Source organism: Pseudomonas sp. CFBP13528 (genome assembly GCF_005233615.1).
GTDB lineage: Bacteria > Pseudomonadota > Gammaproteobacteria > Pseudomonadales > Pseudomonadaceae > Aquipseudomonas > Aquipseudomonas fluorescens_AM.
Genome location: NZ_QGAJ01000016.1, coordinates 1 through 17,697, shown reverse-complemented (window position 1 = coordinate 17,697; position 17,697 = coordinate 1). Strand labels below are relative to the sequence as shown.

Here is a 17,697-nt window from a genome sequence, read left to right as displayed (position 1 = left end):
CATCCCTTACAAATCGTGATGCAGGTACGCCGCCTGTTTCGGCAGGCGCAAGCTGAACAGGAACGCCACGGCCATCATCGCGGTGACGTACCAGTAAAAGGTGTTTTCCATACCGATGGACTTCAGGCTCAGCGCAACCACTTCCGCCGAACCGCCGAACACCGCGTTGGCCACGGCATACGCCAGGCCCACGCCCAAGGCACGCACCTGGGGTGGGAACATCTCGGCTTTGACCAGGCCACTGATGGAGGTATAGAAGCTGACGATGGCCAGTGCCAGAGTGATCAGCACAAAAGCCAGGAACGGACTGGTCACGGTTTTCAGGGTAAGCAGGATCGGCACCGTGAACAGCGTGCCCAGGCCGGCGAACCACAGCATGGAATTGCGCCGGCCAATCTTGTCGGCGAGCATGCCGAACAGCGGCTGCATGCACATGTACAGAAACAGCGCGCCGGTCATGATGTAGCTGGCGGTCTTGGCGTGCATGCCGACGGTGTTCACCAGGTATTTCTGCATATAGGTGGTGAACGTATAGAAAATCAGCGAGCCACCGGCGGTGTAGCCCAGCACCGTAATGAACGCTTTGCCGTGGTCACGGAACAGCGCGACGATACTGCCGGCGTCCTTGTCTTCGCGCATTTCCTTGCTGGTGGTTTCCTTGAGGGTGCGGCGCAGCAACAGGGAGATCACCGCCGCAATGGCGCCGATCACGAACGGAATGCGCCAGCCCCAGGCACGCAATTCTTCTTCGGTGAGGATCTGTTGCAGGATCACCACCACCAGCACCGCCAGCAGTTGCCCGCCGATCAGGGTCACGTACTGGAACGAGGCGAAGAAACCGCGCTGGCCCTTGAGCGCCACTTCGCTCATGTAGGTCGCCGTGGTGCCGTATTCGCCCCCCACCGACAACCCCTGGAACAGCCGCGCCACCAGCAGCAGCGCCGGGGCCCAGGCGCCGATATCCTTGTAGGTCGGCAGGAAAGCGATGACCAGGGAACCGGCGCACATCATCAGCACCGAGATCATCATGGAATTCTTGCGGCCATGTTTGTCGGCCACCCGGCCAAACAGCCAGCCGCCGATCGGACGCATCAGGAACCCGGCGGCGAACACGCCGGCGGTGTTGAGCAGTTGGACGGTGGGGTCGTCCGAGGGGAAAAAGGCCGGGGCGAAGTAAATGGCGCAGAAGGCATAGACGTAAAAGTCGAACCATTCGACCAGGTTGCCGGAGGAAGCACCGACAATCGCAAAAATCCGTTTGCTGCGCTCTTCTCCGGTGTAGTGACTGGTTTTTGTGGTCATGGTTTTTTACTCAATGGGAACGGTTATAGCCTAGACATACTTTGCAACAACCGTTTCATGCAAGCAGACTTTTGGGTAGGTGGTGCCTGGGAGGGGCCCATCGGGGGCAAGCCCCCTCCCACATTTTGATTTGTGAATACATTCAAGTGTGGGAGGGGGCTTGCCCCCGATAGGGCCCTACAGCCCACTCAATAATCGAAAAACACCGTTTCCTTATCTGTCCCCTGCAAAACCACATTCCACTGATAACCCCCCGCAGCATCCTGCCTGGCAATCAACGTACCGCGACGCTGCGCCGGCACACACGCCAGCAACGGGTCATCCCCATTCAACGCCTCACCGTCAAAATAAATCCGCGTCAGCAAGTGCTTCACCAACCCACGAGCAAACACCAGCACCACCAGATGCGGCGCCTGGGTCGTGCCTTGAAGCCCCGGCACACTGCCCGGCTTGATCGTGGTAAAGCGAAAGCGCCCTTCGGCATCCACCGGCACGCGGCCAAAGCCTTCGAAGTTGGGATCAAGCGCTTTGTCCTGCTCGTCTTCCGGGTGGTCGTACTTGCCGACGGCGTTGGCCTGCCAGACCTCAAGCATGGCGTCGTTGACCACATCGCCGTTGCCGTCCACCACCTGCCCGCTGATTGCCACGCGTTCGCCCAGGGTGGCGGCGACCGTCAGGTCTTCGCGGTTCAGCCAGGTCAGGCCGATGTGGTAATACGGCCCGACGGTGTGGGACGTGGTTGCGTAAAGACTCATCTCATTTCTCCATCGGCGTGGCGTCGCGGCCGCGCAGGACGATGTCCCAGCGGTAGCCGAGGGCATAGGAAGGAATGGTTTTTTCCAGGTCGAAGCTTGCGATCAGGCGCTGCTTGGCGCTGGCGTCCGGCACGCAGTTGTAGATCGGGTCGTATTCGAGCAGCGGGTCGCCGGGGAAATACATTTGCGTGACCAGCCGCGTCAGCACGCTGGGTCCGAACAGCGAAAAGTGAATATGCGCCGGGCGCCAGGCGTTGTGGTGGTTGCCCCACGGGTAGGCGCCAGGCTTGATGGTCTGGAACTGGTACCAGCCCTCGGCGTCGGTGACGGTACGCCCGGTGCCGGTGAAGTTCGGGTCCAGCGGCGCATCGTGCAGGTCGCGCTTGTGGTTGTAGCGACCGGCGGCGTTGGCCTGCCAGATCTCCACAAGGATGCCCGGCACCGGCAGGCCGTTCTCGTCCAGCACCCGCCCGTGAATGATGATGCGTTCGCCCTGGGGCTCACCTTCATGCTGGGCGGTCAGGTCGTTGTCGTTCTTGCTGATGCGCTCGGCGCCGATGGTGGGGCCGGTGATTTCCGACAAGGAATGGGGCAGAAACACCAACGGTTGCGACGGCGAACGCAAGTTCGTCGACTGGTAGGCCGGGTGCAGGTAGTCAGGTTGAGTGCCCGCGTGCGGGCGCCGGTAACCGGGCTTGTCTTTCATGGAGCAAATCCTCTGTTGTTAGACGCGTTCAATCGCCAGGGCCAGGCCTTGGCCCACGCCCACGCACATGGTCGCCAGGCCTTTGCGGCCGCCGGTTTTTTCCAGCTGGTGCAGGGCTGTCAGTACCAGCCGTGCGCCGCTCATGCCCAGTGGGTGACCCAGGGCGATGGCGCCGCCGTTGGGGTTGACCTGCGGCGCGTCATCGGCAATACCCAACTCGCGCAACACCGCCAAGCCTTGGCTGGCGAAGGCTTCGTTGAGTTCGATCACGTCAAAATCAGTGACCGCCAGACCGAGGCGCTCCACCAGCTTGCGCACCGCCGGCACCGGGCCGATCCCCATCACGCGCGGGGCGACGCCGGCACTGGCCATGCCCAATACACGGGCGCGGGCAGTGAGACCGTGTTTCTTCACAGCCTCTGCAGAAGCGAGGATCAGCGCGGCAGCGCCATCGTTGACGCCCGAGGCGTTGCCGGCGGTGACGGTCTTGTCCGGGCCGTTGACCGGTTTGAGTCTGGCCAGAGCGTCCAGGGTGGTGTCCCGTGGATGCTCATCGTGCTCCACCAGGGTTTCGCCTTTTTTATGGGCCACCCGCACCGGCACAATCTCTTCGGCAAAGAAGCCGGCGGCCTGCGCGGCAGCGGTACGTTGCTGGCTGCGCAGGGCAAAGGCATCCTGGTCGGCGCGCGAAACATTGTAGTCGTCGGCAACGTTATCGGCGGTCTGCGGCATCGCGTCGACGCCGTATTGGGCTTTCATCAAGGGGTTGATAAAACGCCAGCCGATGGTGGTGTCTTCGAGCTTCATGGTGCGTGAAAACGCCGCATCGGCCTTGCCCATCACGAACGGCGCACGGGACATCGATTCGACGCCGCCGGCAATCGCCAGCTCCATTTCGCCGCTGGCAATCGCACGAAAGGCGGTACCGACGGCGTCCATGCCCGAGGCGCACAAGCGGTTGAGGGTCACACCGGGAATACTCTGCGGCAGACCCGCCAGCAACAGCGCCATGCGTGCCACGTTACGGTTGTCTTCGCCGGCCTGGTTGGCACAGCCGAGGAACACTTCATCCACGGCGCTCCACTCCACCGTTGGGTTGCGTTCCATCAGCGCCTTGATCGGCAAGGCCGCCAGGTCATCGGCGCGCACCGTGGACAAGCCACCGCCGAAGCGGCCGATGGGGGTGCGAATGGCGTCACAGATAAAGACATCGCGCATCAGGCTTCTCCCGGTGCTTGGCCATGGGCGGCGGCGGTGCGTGCTTCGAGGTCACGCAGGGCGCTCAGCTCCACCTCAGTCGGTTCGGCGGTCACCTCGATCTGGTCGGCAAAACGAACGGCCCAGCCGGTCGCCGCCACCACTTGCTCGCGGGTCACCCCAGGGTGCAACGCAGTGACCACGAACTCATGGCTGCCCGCTTCCGGCTCCATGATGCACAGGTCGGTAATGATGCCGACCGGACCGGCGCCCGGCAGCCCCAGGCGTTTGCGTGAATCGCCGCCTTCGCCGTGGCCGACCGAGGTGATGAAGTCCAGCTTGTCGACAAATGAACGGGACGACTGTTTAAGGATGATCAATACGCTTTTGGCGGAACCGGCAATTTCCGGCGCACCGCCGGCACCCGGCAAACGCACCTTGGGCTGGTGATAATCGCCGACCACGGTGGTGTTGATGTTGCCGAAACGGTCGACCTGAGCCGCGCCGAGAAAGCCGACGTCGATGCGCCCGCCCTGCAGCCAGTAGCGGAAGATCTCACCGGTGGGCACCACGGTATCGGCGGTTTCCGCCAACTCACCGTCGCCGATGGACAGCGGCAGCACCGATGGCTTGGCGCCAATCGGGCCGGACTCGTAGATCAGCACCACGTCAGGCGACGAGGTCAGGCGCGCCAGGTTGGCTGCCTTGGACGGCAAGCCGATGCCGACGAAGCACACCGAGCCATTCTTGAGGCGGCGCGCGGCGGCGACGGTCATCATTTCATTCGTGGAGTAAGTCATTACTTGGCCTCCTGCGCGGTGGCCAGCCTGGCCTGGAATTCACTGAAGTCGGCGGTGCCGTGGATGTATTCGTCGATCCAGGCGGTAAAGGTCCCACGGTCGCGGGCAATCGGGTCCCACGCCTGGTAGAAACGGTTGTCACGTTCGTTATAGCCGTGGGCGTAGGACGGATGCGCGCCACCGGGCACATGGCACACGGCGGTCAGGGCCCAGGTCGGCAATACGCAGCTGTTCATCGGCGCGTTCAGGTCATCGACGATTTCCTCGACGGTGACGATGCAGCGCTTGGCCGCCAGGGCCGCTTCCTTCTGCACGCCGAGAATGCCCCACAGCAGCACGTTGCCCTTGCGGTCGGCCTTCTGCGCGTGGATCACCGTCACATCCGGGCGTACCGACGGGACGGCCGCCAGCACCTCGCCAGTAAACGGACACGTGACGGTCTTGATCAGCGTGTTGACCCTGGGCAAGTCGGAACCGGCGTAGGCACGCAGCACCGCAAACGGCAGGCCGGAGGCGCCGGCGACGTAGGCGTTGGCCAGGTCGGCATGGCTGTGTTCTTCGATCTCCAATGGCTGCGGCCAGTGTTTTTCCACGGCGTCGCGCAGACGATGCAGGGAGCCCACGCCGGGGTTGCCGCCCCAGGAGAAAATCAACTTGCGCGCACAGCCGGCACCGATCAACTGGTCGTAGATCAGGTCAGGCGTCATGCGCACCAGCGTCAGGTCTTTCTTGCCCTGACGAATGATTTCATGACCTGCGGCCGTGGGGATCAGGTGAGTGAAGCCTTCGAGGGCGACGGTGTCGCCATCGTTCACGAAGCGCTTGACCGCATCACGCAGGGTGAGAATTTCAGCCATGGGGTTGGGCTCCCGGTGTTGATCGAAAAAGGCGCTGAGGGGGGCGCCGAAGTGCTTGAAGATTAAGCCGGGGGGATGGGCCGAACAATCCGATAATCGACTCAGTGTTCGATTATCGAACGAATTGTTGCAGGGCTGACTCTTGGGCGCAGATGATCCAATGTGGGAGGGGGCTTGCCCCCGATGGCGGTGTATCAGTCAGCAATTATCAAGCTGACCCACCGTAATCGGGGGCAAGCCCCCTCCCACATTTTCGCCAGATGTCAGGTCGCGTCAGCGTGACTGACCATGCCCTTGATCAGCACCGCTGCCGTGGCCAACCCCGCCGGAATCACCAGCGCCGTCAGTACCTGCTCGAAGTTCCAGCCCAGTCCCAGCAAGGTAGCGCCCATCCACGCACCGAGAATGGCACCGAAACGGCCGATGCCGAGCATCCACGACACGCCGGTGGCGCGGCCCTGGGTGGGGTAGAAGCGCGCAGCCAGCGAAGGCATCGCCGATTGCGCACCGTTGACGCACATCCCGGCAATCAGCACCAGAGTCGCCAATAGCGTGATATTGCCCAGGCTCTGCCCGACCGCGTAGGCAAATACCCCCGCCAACAGGTAGAAGGTGCCAATCACTTTGTGCGGGTTGAACCGGTCCATCGCCCAGCCCACGCCGACGGCGCTCAATACGCCGCCAAACTGGAACAAGGCGCCGATAAAGGCGGCCTGCTCCATGCTGGCGCCACTGTCGCGCATCAGGGTTGGCAGCCAGCTGGTGAGCAGGTAAACAATCACCAGGCCCATGAAATAGGTGAGCCACAGCAACAGCGTGCCGGCGCTGTAGGTACCGGAAAAAATCACCGCGAACACGTTGCGCGCCTTGACGGTCTTTTGTTCCGGCACGCTGAAGTGAGTGGCCTGGGCGACAATGCCAGGTTCAATCGGTGACAGGGCCTTGCGTACCTTGTCAGTGCCACGGTTGCGCACCACCAGGTAACGCGCCGACTCCGGCAACCACACCAGCAGCACCGCGCCCAGGATCAACGGCAGGATGCCACCGATCAGCAACAGGCTGTGCCAGCCGAAGGCCGGGATCAACTTGGCCGAGATAAACCCGCCACCGGCCATGCCCAGGTTGAAGCCACAGAACATGCTGGTCACCAACAGCGACTTGTGCCGCTCGGGGGTGTATTCGGAGAGCAACGTGGTGGCGTTGGGCATGCCGGCGCCCAGCCCCAGGCCCGTCAGGAAACGCAACACCAGCAGTTGGTCGACATTGCTGCTGTAGGCCGAAGCCAGGCTGAAGGCACCGAACACCAGCACCGCACCTACCAGCACCACTTTGCGCCCGAAGCGGTCGGCCAGCGGGCCGGAACCCAGCGCGCCGAACACCATGCCGATCAACGCGGCGCTCATCACCGGGCCGAGGCTGGCGCGGTCGATGCCCCAGTCCTGGGACAGCGCGGGTGCGATAAAGCCCATGGCGGCGGTGTCGAGGCCGTCGAGGAAGACAATCAGGAAGCACAGGATCACCACGCGCCATTGGTAACGAGACAACGGCTGGGTATTGATGAAGGACTGCACGTCCAGGGTAGAACCGACAGATGGCTGATTCATTATTTTTATTCCACACCGATGGCGGGCCAGCGACCTGGGGTCGCGATTATTATTGGAGCGCGCCCTGAAGCGCTGCCGCACATTAATAAGCCAGGGGAAACAGCGTCAATTGATCACGCCGGGTTCTGTGCGGTCACCGAACACTCAGGCAAACAGTTGCATGCTCAGCTCGCGACTGGCGCTGAGCATGCTCGGCAGGAAACGCTGCTCCAACTCGCTGCGGCTGACCCGCCCGGCATGGGTGCTGACATTGAGCGCGGCCAGCACCTGGCCCGAGGCGTCGTAAACCGGTACGGCAATTGAACGCAGGCCCTGCTCCAGCTCCTGATCGACGATGCACCAGCCCTGCTGACGCACTTGTTGCAGGCATTCGAACAACGCTTCGGGCGTGGTCAAGGTGCGACTGGTCTTGGTTTGCAGATCGGCGTGGTCAAGGTAATCCTGCAACGAGGCATCATCCAGGGCCGCAAGCAGAATGCGGCCCATGGAGGTGCAGTACGCCGGCAAGCGTCCACCCACGGACAGGTCAACGGAAATCAGGCGCTGAGTGGTGGCCGAACGGGCGATATAAAGAATGTCGTCGCCTTCAAGGGTCGCCATATTGCAGGCTTCGTGAAGCTGTTCGCTCATGCGGTCCAGATAAGGCTGGGCCGACACGGCCAAAGGGGTCGACGATAAATAGGCGTGGCCAAGGGTCAGCACCTTGGGCAGCAACGAGTAGGTACGGCCATCGGTGGTGGCATACCCCAGCTTGATCAAGGTATGCAGGCAGCGGCGCACGGCGGCACGCGGAATTTCGGTGCGATGGCTGATCTGGGCGATGGTCAGGTGACGCTTGCGCTCCTGAAACGCCTGCACCACGGCCAGGCCACGGGCCAGGGAGGTCATGAAGTCCGGATCACCCGTGAACGCCTGGATGCGCTTGGCGGGTGATGCCACGATCGGCGGCGCCACTGACGCGAAGGAGTTGCGCAATTGATCGTTCATTTCCAGGGATCCTTTTTCTTGTTTTCAACCACAGAAGGGCTGGCTGCTATTACTAGCTGCACGCTTAGCGATGCACAAGGCAAGGGCGGCAACATTGGGCGATTATCGGACGATCATTCGATTATCGCAATTCTCGGCTGCCAAGCCTGCCGCAGCGCGTTGCTCGGTAAAAAACGGCTGCCTGAGGTATATGTTCAGCCGACACTTAGGTTGTGATGTAACAAAACTCGCACATGAAGTTGAGGCTTTTTAACTTTATGCCGATAGCGTTCTTCAAATGCGTCGCTATAATGCAGCCTGTACAGAGGTCAGCCCAATTCAGCTATTGGGATCGGAGCTCGCCCGGCGCCGCATTCCGTGCGCATGGTCGATTAAAGCAGTGGATTGAAAAAGCGATCTCAGGTCCCTACTTAAACTTGGACAGGGCGTCTGTTCAAGTAGGTATACCCGCGGCGCCTTCTGGCTTGAAGTTGTACCCTTATTAAACCCAACTCAATTAGGTAACACTGTGACGAAAGATGAACTGCGCGCGGAACTTGAGCGCCAGGAGCAACGTTACAAGGACGTTTACGGCGGGGAAGTCACCACCTACGCCGCCCAGCCTGAGCCGGAACGTAAGCCATGGCGCAAGCGCGCCAGCCTGCTGGACCAGGCATTCGCCCAGGAAATCCAGAAGATCGAGCAGGAACTCAAAGCCGAAGAGCCCTAGGGCTGTGCGTTGAGCCTCCAGGCTTTACGGTCTGTGCCGGCCATCGCCTGCGAAGGGCATCGCCCTTCAAAGCCACTGGTCGGCGCCCTACTGCTGCTAACGAAATTTCATACAAATGTTTCACACATGACATTTTCGTGTCGAAACCGCGTTTTTTCGCGCCCGGGCTTTACAAATCAACCACTTGCCAAAGCCCCGAAAACCCTGGGATGCGCCTGCACAGCCCGGTTTTTTTCAAGCTAGATTGTTACCGATGAGCAGCTAATGCATCGATTACTGAGGTTTTCTGGCATAATCGCGCCCCCTTACGACCGGGTCAGAAAACCTTCATGATCGATTTATTCAGCGGACTGGATGCTTGGGTTCTAGTGAGCCTGTTGCTCGCCCTGGCCTTTGTCCTCGCCTTCGAGTTCATCAATGGCTTTCATGACACCGCTAACGCGGTGGCCACAGTCATCTATACCAAAGCCATGCCGCCGCACCTGGCGGTGTTCTTCTCCGGGGTGTTCAACTTCCTTGGCGTGTTGCTCGGCGGTGTAGGTGTCGCCTACGCCATCGTGCATCTGCTGCCGGTGGAATTGCTGATCAATGTGAACACCGGCCATGGTTTGGCAATGGTCTTCTCATTATTGGCGGCGGCAATCACCTGGAACCTGGGCACCTGGTACTTCGGTATCCCCGCCTCCAGCTCCCACACGCTGATCGGCTCGATCCTCGGTGTGGGCCTGGCCAACGCCCTGATCAACGATATTCCCCTGGCTGACGGTGTGAACTGGCAGAAAGCGATCGATATCGGTGCGTCCCTGGTGTTCTCGCCGATGGCCGGCTTTCTCGTCGCAGCCCTGGTGCTGATCGGCCTGAAGTGGTGGCGCCCGCTGTCGAAGATGCACAAGACCCCGGACCAGCGCCGCAAGCTTGACGACAAGAAGCACCCGCCGTTCTGGAACCGCCTGGTGCTGGTGATTTCGGCCATGGCTGTCAGCTTCGTGCACGGCTCCAACGATGGGCAAAAAGGCATCGGCCTGATCATGCTCGTGCTGATCGGTATCGTGCCGGCGCAGTTCGTGCTCGACCTGGGCAGCACCACCTACCAGATCGAACGTACCCGCGACGCCACCGTGCATTTGAGCCAGTTCTACCAGCGCAACAATGCCACCCTCGGCGAGTTCCTGGCGCTGGGCAAAAGCGTGAAAGACGATCTGCCGGGCAAGTTCCAATGCAACCCGCAGCAGACCGAGCCGACTATCAACGCGCTCGTTGATACGCTCAAAGGTGTTTCCGACTACCACGCGTTGAGTGCCGACCAGCGCATTGAAGTACGTCGTTACCTGCTCTGCCTGGACGATACCGCCAAGAAAGTCGGCAAGCTGCCTGGCCTGGATGCGCGTGAAAAGTCCGACCTCGACAAGCTGCGCAAGGACCTGACCGCTACGACCGAGTACGCACCGTTCTGGGTGATTCTCGCGGTCGCACTGGCCCTGGGCCTGGGCACCATGGTCGGCTGGAAGCGCGTGGTGCTGACCATCGGTGAGAAGATCGGCAAGCAAGGCATGACCTATGCCCAAGGCATGTCGGCACAGATCACCACCGCCACCATGATCGGCTTTGCCAATATCTTCGCCCTGCCGGTGTCCACCACCCACGTGTTGTCTTCTGGCGTGGCCGGTACCATGGTCGCTAACAAAAGCGGTCTGCAAGGCGGTACGGTCAAGACTATCCTGATGGCTTGGGTGTTGACCTTGCCGGCAACCGTAGGCCTCTCGGCCGGGTTGTTCTGGCTGGCGTCCTGGGCGCTGGGCAACTGATTAGTCGCCTGCAATAAAAAAGGTGCGATTCGCGAGAATCGCACCTTTTTTTATGGCCTGATGATCGTTCCCACGCCCTGCATGGGAATGATCGGCCAACGATCGGCCAAAAAAAAGGGCGACCGAAGTCGCCCAAAATGCCTTGCGTGCCCTGTAATCCGGAAAAACCTAAGGTTTTTTACGCTTGTTTGCGTCTTTCCAGATAAAAAATCCAAATCCTACAAAAAACAGCACCATGAGGCTTACGGTCAGCACTCCGGCAAATACCACATTATCGATAAACATGACCGGCCTCCTGCACTTGCCCTGTTGCGATAGGGCTAAGTTAATGGAGAAGGCGCAATGGAAAATTGACGGGGATCAATGTCGCCCGCGACGGGGCGTAAAGAAGGGCAATAACTGACCTGGATCAATCCAGGCAAGTTGATTCAACGTTTTTTCGGCTTGTTCTTCGACTTCTTCTTGGCTTTACCCAGGGGCATCGCCTGTTCAAACGCCTGGCGCACTTCGTTCAGGCGTTTGTCATTGAGGTCGTGCACGCGCTTGGCGCGTTCGGCATTCAGGTCGATCAGCTTGTCGTCGTCACTCATGGCTTGGCTTACGTTATGGCGGGAGTGCCCAATAATGCGGTCTCCCGCGCCCGACGGCAAATCAGCGGGCGACAAAAGGCAGGGCATCGACCAGAATCGGCACTTTCCTTCCTCCCCAGGAGACGCAACCCGGTGGCACTGCACAAGGACCTTCCTCCGTTGCTGGCCCTGCGCGCCTTTGAGGCTGTGGCGCGGCACTTGAGCTTTATCAAGGCGGCAAATGAGTTGTCGGTGACCCAGAGCGCCCTGAGCCACCAGGTGCAGAAACTTGAGCAACACTTGGGCAAACCGCTGTTTATCCGGCGCACACGTGCGATAGATCTAACGGTGGACGGCCAGCATTACTACAACGAAATCCGCCCGGCCCTTGATGCCATTGCAACCGCCACCCGCCACCAAAAAGAAGTTCCCGGCCCGAGCCTGTTGCGCGTCGGCTTGCTGGCGTCCTTTGCCACGCTGTGGCTGGCGCCGCGTCTGGCCGGGTTTCTCGATCGCTACCCGCATATCCAGGTTGAATTGCTGCCCGCCATTCAATTGGCCAACGTCGCCGGTGCCGAGGTTGACCTGGCCATCCGTTACGGCAAGGGCGACTGGCCCGACGTGCACGCCACGCGACTGATGACCGAAACCCTGTCACCGGTATGCAGCCCGGCCTTCAAGGCCGGCCAATCGCAGGATAGCCCGCTGTTGATGGCCACCTCACACCGCCCGTTCGAGTGGACGGATTGGTCGCAGCATTATCAGGTCGATCTCGAGCGCCACCCTCGCGTGATGCTGCATGACTACAACATCGTGGTCGAAGCCACCGTGGCCGGCCAGGGAATCGCCATGGGCCGCCATCGCCTGATCCAGCGCAAGCTTTGCGACGGCAGCCTGGTGGAGGCGTTCGACTGGCCGCCGTACCACAGTGAGATCGGCTATTGGCTGATCACGCCCCACAGTCCGCTGAGCGAAGCGGCGACATGTTTCAGTCAGTGGCTGCAGGCAACCTGCGCCGACGCATGATTTTTTTCGATGCGTCGGTTGAGATCTATCCGTTTGTCGGCCACCGGTGCAGCCAACATGCTGGAACCTCACCCCTCAAGAGGTTGCATGATGAGCGACTCCATCCGTCAACGCGTTCACGCCCTTGGCCTGACACTGCCGACTGCCAGCCAACCGGCGGCCAACTACATCAACCATGTCGTCAGCGGGAACCAACTCTTCATTTCCGGGCAGATTCCCCTGCTCGATGGCACGCCCGCCTACGTCGGTCGCGTGGGCGACACGCTGGATGATCAACAAGGCGCGCAGGCGGCAGAACTCGCGGCGCTGGGCCTGCTCGGGCAACTGAGCGATGCCCTGGGCGATGACCTGTCGCGCGTGGTGCGCATCGTGAGGCTGGGGGTATTCATCGCCTGCAACGCCGATTTCCAGCGCCACAGCGTGATCGCCAATGGCGCGTCGAACCTGCTGGTCAACGCCCTCGGTGACAAAGGCCAGCATGTGCGCACTGCTGTCGGCGTGAGCAGTTTGCCAGCTGGGGTGGCCGTGGAGGTTGACGCCATTTTCGAGTTGCAACCGTGACCCCGCTGGACATCCGACAGCTGCGAGCGGCCACGCCCGGCTGCCGGGCCGGCATCGTGCACTTCAATCATGCCGGCGCGTCTCTGCCCAGCCAGGCCACCCTCGACGCCATCGTCGCGCAACTGCAACGCGAAGCCCAGGACGGTCCGATGGAAGCTGGCGAGCATGGCGCTCTGCTGGTGGAGCAGGCCCGTCGCGCCGCCGGGCAATTGCTCAATGCGCCTGCGTCCTCGATTGCCTTCGCCAGCAGTGGCTCGACGGCGTGGAACCTGGCGTTCCAGGCCCTGGGACCGTGGCAGCCGGGTGACCGCATCCTGGTGGGCCGGCATGAATGGGGCGGTAACCTGGCGAGCATGGCCATGGCCGTGCAAGCAGGTGCTCGAATCGACGTCATCCCCTGCGATGCGGCCGGCGCAGTGTGCCCGGCGGCACTGGAGGCGATGATTGACGCCGACGTGAAGTTGATCAACCTCACCTGGCTACCGGCCAACGGTGGGCTGATCAACCCTGCCCAGGCCATCGGCGAAGTGGCGCGGCGTCACGCCATCCCCTACTTTATCGACGCTGGACAGGCGCTCGGCCAGGTGCCTGTGGATGTGCAGGCGCTGCACTGCGATGTGCTCAAGTGCGCCGGCCGCAAGCACCTGCGCGGGCCACGGGGCACAGCACTGTTGTATGTAAGGCCGGCGTTTTTGCAGCGCCTGAATCCTGCCCAGCGCGATGTGTTTTCAGCCCCCTGGACCGCCGCCGGTTTCGATTTGCGCAACGACGCGCGGCGCTTCGAGACCAGCGAAGCGTCCTTTGCCTTGCTGGCCGGACTCGGCAATGCCTTGCAGGAGATCAACCAACTGGGGATAGAAGCGGTATGGGAAAGCGTCTCGCGCACCAGCGCGCGAATCCGCGAAGGGCTGCGCCAGATCCCGGGGATTTCCTTGCATGACGTGGGCACGCTGCAGTCCGGACTGATCGCCTTCAACCTGAGCGGTTGGGACGCCTTCGAACTCAAGCAGCGCCTGGGCTTGCAGCGCATCAACATCGGCGCCAACGGTGTGGCCTACACACCACTGGACATGCAGGCGCGCGGGTTGAACAGCATTGCGCGAATCTCCGTCAGCCCATTCAACGACGACCGGGACTGCGAGTTACTGCTGGGGGCCTTGCGAGCACTGCGCGACTAAACCTCGATGTCTACCCACAAGCCCTGGCGCGGTGCGTCTTCAATCAGCGGCGCCACGGGAACGGTGTTGTCGGCGTTGAGCAGATCGCCGGGAATCGGCAGGTGCTGCTCAGGGTCGTCGCCGGCTTCACGCTGACGTTTTTGCTGCTCTTGCTGGCGGCGTTGTTCTTCGCGCAGCAGAAAGGTCGATTGCTCCGCATCGCCCTTTTTCAGGTCGATGGTGCTCTCGTTGGAGCCCGGTTGAACCGGCACAACGGGCGGGATATCCGGCTTCTGGCGCACCGGATCGAGTTGCGACGTGACCGGCACGACACTGACGGGCAGCATGGGTGGCAACATAATCTTGATTCTCCTGATCAACAGGCTGTCGGCGCGCCTCAGGGCGACTTGAGCGTTCGCTCGCCAAGCTGTGACCCAGTCGACAGTTGTGAGTGCCCGCCACCCGTCGATTTAGCCGGCGGGCGTGCACACCAACCCAGTAGTTTTCGTCAGAGTCCTTGGGCGTGGGGCCTTGTTCCGTTAAGATAGTCGGCTTTTTCACGGCGGGAGTCAGGCAGCATGGCGCAGCAGTATCAACCGGGGCAACGCTGGATTAGTGACAGCGAAGCAGAGCTGGGGTTAGGCACCGTTCTGGCACAGGACGGCCGCTTGTTGACCGTGCTCTATCCGGCCACTGGCGACACTCGCCAGTATGCGCTACGGAATGCGCCCCTCACCCGCGTGAGGTTTTCGCCGGGTGACAGCATCACCCATTTCGAAGGCTGGAAAATGACCGTACAGGAAGTCGATGACGTCGACGGCCTGCTGGTCTACCACGGCCTCAACGGGCAGAACGAGCAGGTCACCCTGCCGGAAACCCAGCTGTCCAACTTCATCCAGTTCCGCCTCGCCAGCGACCGCCTGTTCGCCGGGCAGATCGACCCGCTGGCCTGGTTCTCGCTGCGCTACCACACCCTGGAACACACCAGCCGCCAGCTGCAGTCTTCGCTGTGGGGCCTGGGCGGCGTGCGTGCGCAACCCATCGCGCACCAACTGCACATCGCCCGCGAAGTCGCCGACCGTATCGCACCACGGGTATTGCTGGCCGACGAAGTGGGCCTGGGCAAGACCATCGAAGCGGGCCTGGTGATCCATCGCCAGTTGCTCTCGGGCCGTGCCAGCCGCGTGCTGATCCTGGTCCCGGAAAACCTGCAGCACCAGTGGCTGGTGGAAATGCGCCGCCGCTTCAACCTGCAGGTTGCACTGTTTGACGAAGAACGCTTTATCGAAAGCGATGCCACCAACCCGTTCGAAGATACTCAGCTGGCGCTGGTCGCCCTGGAATGGCTGGTGGACGACGAGAAGGCCCAGGACGCGCTGTTCGCTGCCGGTTGGGACCTGCTGGTGGTCGACGAAGCCCACCATCTGGTGTGGCACGAAGACAAGGCCAGCGCCGAGTACTCGCTGGTCGAGCAACTGGCCGAAGTGATTCCCGGCGTGCTGCTGCTCACCGCCACCCCGGAACAACTGGGCCAGGACAGCCACTTCGCGCGCCTGCGCCTGCTCGACCCGAACCGCTTCCACGACCTGCGCGCCTTCCGCGCCGAGAGCGAGAACTACCGCCCGGTGGCCGAAGCCGTGCAGGAGCTGCTGGACAAGGGCCGTTTGTCGCCTGCCGCGCACAAGACCATCCAGGGTTTCCTTGGTAACGAAGGCGAAGCCTTGCTGACCGCCGTCAACGATGGCGACACCGAAGCCAGCGCGCGCCTGGTGCGTGAGCTGCTCGACCGCCACGGCACCGGCCGCGTGCTGTTTCGCAACACCCGCGCCGCCGTGCAAGGCTTCCCGGAGCGCAAGCTGCACGCCTACCCCCTGCCGAACCCGGACGAATACATGGAGTTGCCGCTGGGCGAACACGCCGAGCTGTACCCGGAAGTCAGCTTCCAGGCGCAACCGGACATCGAGGAAGAGCACCGCTGGTGGCGCTTCGACCCGCGTGTCGAGTGGCTGATCGATCAGCTGAAAATGCTCAAGCGCACCAAGGTCCTGGTGATCTGCGCTCACGCCGAAACCGCCATGGACCTGGAAGACGCACTGCGCGTACGCTCCGGCATTCCGGCCACGGTGTTCCACGAAGGCATGAACATCCTCGAACGCGACCGCGCCGCAGCGTACTTCGCCGATGAAGAATTTGGCGCCCAGGTACTGATCTGTTCGGAAATCGGCAGTGAAGGCCGCAACTTCCAGTTCTCCCACCACCTGGTGCTGTTCGACCTGCCGTCCCACCCCGACCTGCTGGAACAGCGCATCGGCCGTCTGGACCGGATCGGCCAGAAACACGTGATCGAACTGCACGTGCCGTACCTGGAAACCAGCCCGCAAGAGCGTCTGTTCCAGTGGTACCACGAAGCCCTGAACGCGTTCCTCAATACCTGCCCGACCGGCAACGCCTTGCAGCATCAGTTCGGCCCACGCCTGCTGCCGCTGCTGGAAAACGCCGACGACGGGCAATGGCAGGCCCTGATCGACGAAGCCCGCGCCGAGCGCGAGCGCCTGGAACAGGAGCTGCACACCGGCCGCGACCGTTTGCTGGAACTCAACTCCGGCGGTGCCGGTGAAGGTGATGCGCTGGTCGAGGACATCCTCGAGCAGGACGACCAGTTCGCCCTGCCGATCTACATGGAAACCCTGTTCGACGCCTTCGGCATCGACAGCGAAGACCATTCGGAAAACGCACTGGTCCTCAAGCCCAGCGAAAAGATGCTCGACGCCAGCTTCCCCCTGGGCGACGACGAAGGTGTAACCATCACCTACGACCGCAACCAGGCGCTGTCGCGTGAAGACATGCAGTTCATCACCTGGGAACACCCGATGGTGCAAGGCGGCATGGACCTGGTGCTGTCCGGCTCCATGGGCAATACCGCCGTGGCGCTGATCAAGAACAAGGCGCTCAAGCCGGGAACCGTCTTGCTGGAACTGCTGTATGTCAGCGAAGTGGTTGCCCCGCGCTCGCTGCAACTGGGCCGCTACCTGCCACCGGCGGCCCTGCGCTGCCTGCTGGATGCCAACGGCAATGACCTGTCCGGCCGCGTGTCGTTCGTGACCTTGAACGACCAGTTGGAAAGCGTGCCGCGGGCCAGCGCCAACAAATTCGTGCAGGCCCAGCGCGACCAGTTGACGCCGCGCATCAACGCCGGCGAAGAGAAGATCGCCCCGCGTCACGCCGAGCGCGTGGCCGAGGCCAAGCGTCGCCTGGCGGCCGACACCGACGAAGAGCTGGCGCGTTTGACCGCGCTGCAGGCGGTCAACCCGACCGTACGCGACAGCGAGTTGGTGGCCCTGCGCAACCAGCGCGAGCAAGGCCTGGCCATGCTCGACAAGGCGGCGTTGCGACTGGAAGCGATTCGAGTGCTGGTGGCGGGTTGATCACTGCCTGCTGAAAAAGAAAGGCCCGCACACACTGCGGGCCTTTTTATGTCTTAAGGGGCTCATCGGCGCATAGGTATCTACACAACTTCGCAGCCTACAGCCGCCAACGCTAACCACGATGCGAAGCGAGCCGCTCTTGCTCTTGATCTGCTTTTGATCTTGATCTCAGGCGCCCCGTTAAACCACGCTGGCCGAACGCAGGCTTGAATCCGTGGGTAACCCGGCAGGACGCCG

General features: G+C 61.8%; 18 protein-coding genes. 7 read left to right on the top strand and 11 right to left on the bottom strand.

The window, feature by feature from the left end; translation table 11 throughout:
• Positions 1-6: 6 nt before the first annotated feature.
• From PspCFBP13528_RS22725 to pcaR, 8 genes are all read right to left on the bottom strand, one after another.
• Positions 7-1,302: an MFS family transporter gene (locus tag PspCFBP13528_RS22725; protein WP_065932817.1), complete on the bottom strand. Its 1,296-nt coding sequence runs from the start codon at positions 1,300-1,302 to the stop codon at positions 7-9.
• Between the two features lie 188 nt (positions 1,303-1,490).
• Complete coding sequence (gene pcaG / locus PspCFBP13528_RS22720; protein ID WP_137201569.1) at positions 1,491-2,057, bottom strand: protocatechuate 3,4-dioxygenase subunit alpha; 567 nt, start codon at positions 2,055-2,057, stop codon at positions 1,491-1,493.
• A 1-nt stretch (position 2,058) separates the two neighbouring features.
• On the bottom strand, positions 2,059-2,763 hold the full coding sequence (gene pcaH / locus PspCFBP13528_RS22715) for a protocatechuate 3,4-dioxygenase subunit beta (protein ID WP_065952016.1): 705 nt from the start codon (positions 2,761-2,763) through the stop codon (positions 2,059-2,061).
• 18 nt (positions 2,764-2,781) lie between these two features.
• A complete protein-coding gene (gene pcaF / locus PspCFBP13528_RS22710; protein ID WP_175413296.1) occupies positions 2,782-3,984 on the bottom strand; it encodes a 3-oxoadipyl-CoA thiolase in 1,203 nt (400 codons plus the stop codon).
• Complete coding sequence (locus tag PspCFBP13528_RS22705; protein WP_137201568.1) at positions 3,981-4,760, bottom strand: CoA-transferase subunit beta; 780 nt, start codon at positions 4,758-4,760, stop codon at positions 3,981-3,983. The genes pcaF and PspCFBP13528_RS22705 overlap by 4 nt, the downstream gene beginning before the upstream one ends.
• The gene (locus PspCFBP13528_RS22700; RefSeq protein WP_137201567.1) at positions 4,760-5,617 is read right to left on the bottom strand and encodes a CoA transferase subunit A; all 858 of its coding nucleotides are present in this window, start codon (positions 5,615-5,617) and stop codon (positions 4,760-4,762) included. Before PspCFBP13528_RS22700 ends, PspCFBP13528_RS22705 begins: the two co-directional genes overlap by 1 nt.
• A gap of 263 nt (positions 5,618-5,880) precedes the next feature.
• Positions 5,881-7,221 carry an MFS transporter gene (locus PspCFBP13528_RS22695; RefSeq protein ID WP_101219294.1) on the bottom strand — a complete coding sequence of 447 codons (1,341 nt, stop codon included), beginning with the start codon at positions 7,219-7,221 and terminating at the stop codon, positions 5,881-5,883.
• A 144-nt stretch (positions 7,222-7,365) separates the two neighbouring features.
• Entirely contained in the window at positions 7,366-8,208 is an 843-nt protein-coding gene (gene pcaR / locus PspCFBP13528_RS22690; RefSeq protein WP_065886157.1) for a pca regulon transcriptional regulator PcaR, read from the bottom strand.
• Between pcaR and PspCFBP13528_RS22685 the strand changes: the two genes are divergently transcribed.
• The 3 genes from PspCFBP13528_RS22685 (at position 8,197) to PspCFBP13528_RS22675 (ending at position 10,722) form a co-directional block, all read left to right on the top strand.
• A complete protein-coding gene (locus tag PspCFBP13528_RS22685; RefSeq protein WP_137201566.1) occupies positions 8,197-8,424 on the top strand; it encodes a hypothetical protein in 228 nt (75 codons plus the stop codon). The genes pcaR and PspCFBP13528_RS22685 overlap by 12 nt on opposite strands.
• Before the next feature lie 292 nt (positions 8,425-8,716).
• Entirely contained in the window at positions 8,717-8,917 is a 201-nt protein-coding gene (locus tag PspCFBP13528_RS22680) for a hypothetical protein (RefSeq protein WP_003172389.1), read from the top strand.
• Between the two features lie 329 nt (positions 8,918-9,246).
• Complete coding sequence (locus tag PspCFBP13528_RS22675) at positions 9,247-10,722, top strand: inorganic phosphate transporter (RefSeq protein ID WP_101219296.1); 1,476 nt, start codon at positions 9,247-9,249, stop codon at positions 10,720-10,722.
• A gap of 168 nt (positions 10,723-10,890) precedes the next feature.
• On the opposite strand, the gene ccoM is transcribed toward PspCFBP13528_RS22675, so the two are convergent.
• Positions 10,891-11,007 (bottom strand): cytochrome c oxidase subunit CcoM, encoded by a 117-nt coding sequence (gene ccoM, locus PspCFBP13528_RS28100; protein WP_017530457.1) that lies wholly within the window; start codon positions 11,005-11,007, stop codon positions 10,891-10,893.
• Positions 11,008-11,150: 143 nt separating this feature from the next.
• The gene (locus tag PspCFBP13528_RS27675; protein WP_090408332.1) at positions 11,151-11,312 is read right to left on the bottom strand and encodes a hypothetical protein; all 162 of its coding nucleotides are present in this window, start codon (positions 11,310-11,312) and stop codon (positions 11,151-11,153) included.
• Positions 11,313-11,444: 132 nt separating this feature from the next.
• Between PspCFBP13528_RS27675 and PspCFBP13528_RS22670 the strand changes: the two genes are divergently transcribed.
• The 3 genes from PspCFBP13528_RS22670 (at position 11,445) to PspCFBP13528_RS22660 (ending at position 14,056) form a co-directional block, all read left to right on the top strand.
• Entirely contained in the window at positions 11,445-12,317 is an 873-nt protein-coding gene (locus PspCFBP13528_RS22670; RefSeq protein WP_137201565.1) for a LysR substrate-binding domain-containing protein, read from the top strand.
• 90 nt (positions 12,318-12,407) lie between these two features.
• On the top strand, positions 12,408-12,878 hold the full coding sequence (locus PspCFBP13528_RS22665) for a RidA family protein (RefSeq protein WP_065952022.1): 471 nt from the start codon (positions 12,408-12,410) through the stop codon (positions 12,876-12,878).
• Complete coding sequence (locus tag PspCFBP13528_RS22660) at positions 12,875-14,056, top strand: aminotransferase class V-fold PLP-dependent enzyme (protein ID WP_137201564.1); 1,182 nt, start codon at positions 12,875-12,877, stop codon at positions 14,054-14,056. The genes PspCFBP13528_RS22665 and PspCFBP13528_RS22660 overlap by 4 nt, the downstream gene beginning before the upstream one ends.
• On the opposite strand, the gene PspCFBP13528_RS22655 is transcribed toward PspCFBP13528_RS22660, so the two are convergent.
• The gene (locus PspCFBP13528_RS22655) at positions 14,053-14,394 is read right to left on the bottom strand and encodes an aspartate-semialdehyde dehydrogenase (RefSeq protein WP_065893415.1); all 342 of its coding nucleotides are present in this window, start codon (positions 14,392-14,394) and stop codon (positions 14,053-14,055) included. The two genes, PspCFBP13528_RS22660 and PspCFBP13528_RS22655, sit on opposite strands and share 4 nt — an antisense overlap.
• Before the next feature lie 219 nt (positions 14,395-14,613).
• On the opposite strand from PspCFBP13528_RS22655, the gene rapA reads away from it, so the two are divergent.
• Positions 14,614-17,460, top strand: a complete 2,847-nt coding sequence (gene rapA / locus PspCFBP13528_RS22650; protein ID WP_137201563.1) for an RNA polymerase-associated protein RapA — start codon at positions 14,614-14,616, stop codon at positions 17,458-17,460.
• The last annotated feature ends 237 nt before the right edge of the window (positions 17,461-17,697 follow it).